Annotated in this window: 4 protein-coding genes and 1 pseudogene; 3 read left to right on the top strand and 2 right to left on the bottom strand. The window is 39.3% G+C overall.

All coding sequences use genetic code 11. The annotated features are described in order from the left end of the window. Positions 1-347 precede the first annotated feature (347 nt). Positions 348-656, top strand: a complete 309-nt coding sequence (locus tag B0680_RS10490; RefSeq protein ID WP_078255048.1) for a hypothetical protein — start codon at positions 348-350, stop codon at positions 654-656. Beyond that, complete coding sequence (locus B0680_RS10485) at positions 656-973, top strand: type II toxin-antitoxin system RelE/ParE family toxin (protein ID WP_078255047.1); 318 nt, start codon at positions 656-658, stop codon at positions 971-973. The genes B0680_RS10490 and B0680_RS10485 overlap by 1 nt, the downstream gene beginning before the upstream one ends. A gap of 191 nt (positions 974-1,164) precedes the next feature. Here B0680_RS10485 and B0680_RS10480 read toward each other — a convergent pair. Continuing rightward, positions 1,165-1,272, bottom strand: a pseudogene (locus B0680_RS10480) (IS3 family transposase); the annotation flags it as partial. Between the two features lie 14 nt (positions 1,273-1,286). Next, on the bottom strand, positions 1,287-2,498 hold the full coding sequence (locus tag B0680_RS10475) for an ATP-binding protein (RefSeq protein ID WP_078255046.1): 1,212 nt from the start codon (positions 2,496-2,498) through the stop codon (positions 1,287-1,289). 217 nt (positions 2,499-2,715) lie between these two features. Between B0680_RS10475 and B0680_RS10470 the strand changes: the two genes are divergently transcribed. After that, positions 2,716-3,972 (top strand): Fic family protein, encoded by a 1,257-nt coding sequence (locus B0680_RS10470; protein WP_078255045.1) that lies wholly within the window; start codon positions 2,716-2,718, stop codon positions 3,970-3,972. The last annotated feature ends 29 nt before the right edge of the window (positions 3,973-4,001 follow it).

The raw sequence follows: 4,001 nt of genomic DNA, 5'->3' as shown, positions 1-4,001 counted from the left end.
ATTAGTTGACCACTACATACCACTACAATCTTTACTTCAAAAGCAATCAGTGAGCCCAAAGGCTTTTCAAACAAAGATTGGGTGAGTGGTGTGAGTTTAGGGATGAGTTTTTAACTAAATGGTTTATTAAAATAAACAGACAGATAAAAAACGACATCAAACCATCAGTTGGGCATTGGCTTGGCTGGTGGTTTTTTATTGGGTGGTCAAATAAGAGTGGAATGAGTGGTCACGTGAAAAGTGGAATGGGTGATCATTTGGAGTGGAATATGCATTTTATTGACTTTTTTACCTAAGTAGTATATATTATTAACTGTTATGATAAGTTAATAATAATGGGGTAGCTGATGGTTGCAGTTAATACAATTACACAAAAATCCAGAGTATCACTTGTGATGGATTTTGAGAAAAAGCAAGCACTAGAGCAACTTGCCAAGCGTCAAAACCGCACACTGAATTATCTGATGGGTGAACTGGTGGATAAAGCCCTGCAGGAAGCCAAAGAGCAGGAAGAATACGAAGCTTATGTCGAAAAGCGCGTCATGCAGGCATATCAAAATGTGCTGGATGGCAAAAAAGGCACTTCGGTTGATGATTGCTTTGCTGCTGTTCGTGAACATGGCAAACAATATGCGCAAGCCAAGGGTAAGTTATAATGCGTCAAGCTTATAACATTGCCATCTCTGATGATGCCAAGCAAGCACTGATGTCGCTTTATGAATACTATGTGGATGTTGCCAGCTATATTGTGGCTGAAGCCAACATTACAGCCATTCAAGAAGCAATCGGTTCACTTGAATATTTTCCTGAACGCTGTCCTATGGCTGATTTTTCGCCCAATATAAGAAAAATGGTTGTGCCAAAACTGCCATTTTTGGTGTACTACACCATCATTGAAGATACGGTACATATCTTAGAAGTTTTGGATGGGCGAAGAGATTTGGCATTTTTGAAGCAAAAACTTGGTTCTTGAACAAGTGATGAACATTTTATGCTAAAATATCAGAGCGAGCTTGGGGATTGTTCGTGATTGTATCACGACCCTCAAGACACACCACTGAAAGAGTCTGCCATTATAAGATAATGGTGGGCTTTTTCTTTTGAAAACAAAAAACCCCACCAGAAATGAACCGACCCCCAATTCTTAGACACTAAGATTAACGGTTAAGGTTTGATCAAGGACTGAGTTCTGTATTGTACAGGACTCAGTCCTTTTAATTTTACTTTTATTCTATCATGATTGTAGTAGTGAATGTATTCATCAATCACTTTGGCGTACCGGTGCATCATCCACCCAAAATCTCTCTTAAAAATACCCTCAAACTCAAACACTGAACTCCATCAAAAGTATTACCGTCAAATTCGTCCATTGTCACCACATATTTCGGGTAGTTGTCTTGGATTTTCAGCAGGTTACCGAATTCTCGTTCAAGCGTTTTTTCTTCGTTAATCATGAGTGTGGCTTGCACATAAATGCGTTCGCCATTTTTCTCTGCTACGAAGTCAATTTCTTGGCTATTTAAATCGCCGATTTTGACATCATAACCTGCGATTTGAAGGTGATTGAATATGCAGTTTTCAAGCAATTTGCCACGGTCTTGTACCCGATAGCCAATCAGGGCGTTTCGTAAGCCTAAATCTTCAAAATAGTATTTTTCGCCAATCTCAAAAATGCGTTTTCCTCCAATGTCATAACGTGGCACTTTATGGATTAAAAAAGCGTTGGCAAGGTATTCCGCATAATTTTGCACCTGTGTGCTTGATGTGGTAATTTTCTGCGATTTTAAAAAATCAGAGATTTTTTTGGCGGAAAACAGATTGCCGATATTACTCGCTAAAAATTGCGTAAGTTGCTCTAAAAATTGCACATTTCGCAATGAATAACGGTTCACAATATCCCGAATGGCAATGGTGGAATAGATATTTCTCAGATATTCAAACACAATATTGTCTTGCAAAGGCAAGTCTTTCAAATAAGGCAAACCGCCATATTTTAAAAACAGCGACATCGATTTATCGCTATCGTCCAGTTTCATAAATTCAAGAAATTCAAAATAGGACAGGGAATGGACATTAATTTCAATCGCTCGCCCACTCAAGCTGCCTGCAATATCCCGTGAAAGCAAATGAGCATTGCTACCCGTGCAATACAAATCCAATTCGTCATCTAATAAAAGCGAACGCAACGCCTGTTCAAAATCTGTAATTTCTTGAATTTCATCGATAAAAATGTAATTTTTTTGACCGCTCTTTTTCTGTTCTTGCACAAAATCATTCAGGTGCTCTGCGGTTGTAATGTGACTAAATGCCAAGTCTTCTTTGTTGATATAAATAATGTGGGCATTTTCATCCACTGTTTGAATCTCTTGCATAATCTGAAACAGCAAATAGCTTTTGCCTACACGGCGTTGCCCAGTAAACACTTTAATCAAACGTTTTCCGATAAACGGGCGTACCGTTTCAAGGTATTTTTGGCGATAAACTAAATCTTTTTTCATGGTAAAATCCTAAAACTATAATTGCTATTTTACCTTAATATAGAAAAAGTTTCAATTATACTTGAAACTTTTTCTATATATACAAAAGTTTCAATCATAAAAATAATTACCCAACAGTCAATTAGCGACAAACTAAGATAAAATACGATAATTTACGACAAATTACGATAAAATAAGGTAAAATACGATAAGTTGCGACATTTTATGGAAAATAACGATGAAATTACCCAAGCCACCTACTTTATCAGAACTAGAAGCAAGTGATATTTCGTCTGTACTTTTGGGATATTTGGCAGAGCATCCATCGACAGATGTCAAGGGGCGCTATTTGTCATGGGAGCAGTTTCGCTATCGTCACCCAGCTGACAGCAAACGGCGCTGGCTTGCCCAAAAACTCAACCGTCACGCCATCATGCAGTCGATATATATTGGCGGTTATCAATTCTTGTATTGCTTACCACAAAGCCTACAAGCCAAGCTATATCACATTGAGCATCACTATCAGCAATGGCAATGGTCCATTGATACCGAAGAGCTACTCTTTGAAGAGCCGATTACCAGTGCTCAGCTTGAAGGTGCATCTACCACACGTAAGGTTGCCAAAGAGCTTCTCGGTAGTCGCCGTGCACCTATAAACAAAAGCGAGGTGATGATTGTCAATAATTATCACTTGATGCAAGCGGTGAAACAACGATTAACTCAACCACTTGATATCACTATGATTTTGCAATTACATCGCATCGCCACAGAGGGTGCGATTGACAATGATGCGATTTCGGGTGAATTTCGCCAAGATGATGAGATTGTCATTGCTGATTATGATGGGCAAATTGTTCACCAACCCCCTGCATGGCAGACACTACCCGTATTGATGCAGGCGTATTGTGATTTTGCCAATGCCGATCATCAAGGGGATGACTTTATCCATCCGATTGTCAAAGCGATTATTCTGCATTTTTTACTCGGCTTTATTCATCCTTTTGGTGATGGCAATGGTAGAACTGCCCGAGCTTTGTTTTATTGGTCGCTACAAAAATCAGGCTATACGCATTTTGATTACATCTCCATCAGTCGCTTGTTGCATAAAGCACCCAAGCAGTATGCGCAAAGCTATATTGATGTAGAAACTGATGAATTGGATATGACCTATTTTATTGCTTATCAGCTTACTATCATTAATCGTGCCATTAACGATTTGCAAGCACTGCTATCGATTGACCAAGCGCCGCAATCTATGCCAAAGTCCGCACCTGCAAATCTGGCTGTTGATTATAGTAATCTTAGTATCCATCAGTATCAGCTGCTCACAAATACGCCATCCAATCAGGTTTTGACCGCCAAACAAGTGTCTAATGAGCTTGGCATCTCAGACAGTACCGCTCGTAAGCTACTCAATGAACTTGAGAGCATGGAATTGGCAACCACTGTGCGTAATGGTCGTGGTAAGGGGTATTTGTTAGTGAAGCGGGATTGATGTTGCCTTTAAGTGTAGTGGTACACTAA

Origin of the sequence: Moraxella pluranimalium, assembly GCF_002014825.1 — a bacterium.
Taxonomy (GTDB): domain Bacteria; phylum Pseudomonadota; class Gammaproteobacteria; order Pseudomonadales; family Moraxellaceae; genus Moraxella; species Moraxella pluranimalium.
The sequence above is the reverse complement of the archived record's forward strand: the minus strand, read 5'-3'. Positions and strand labels throughout refer to the sequence as shown.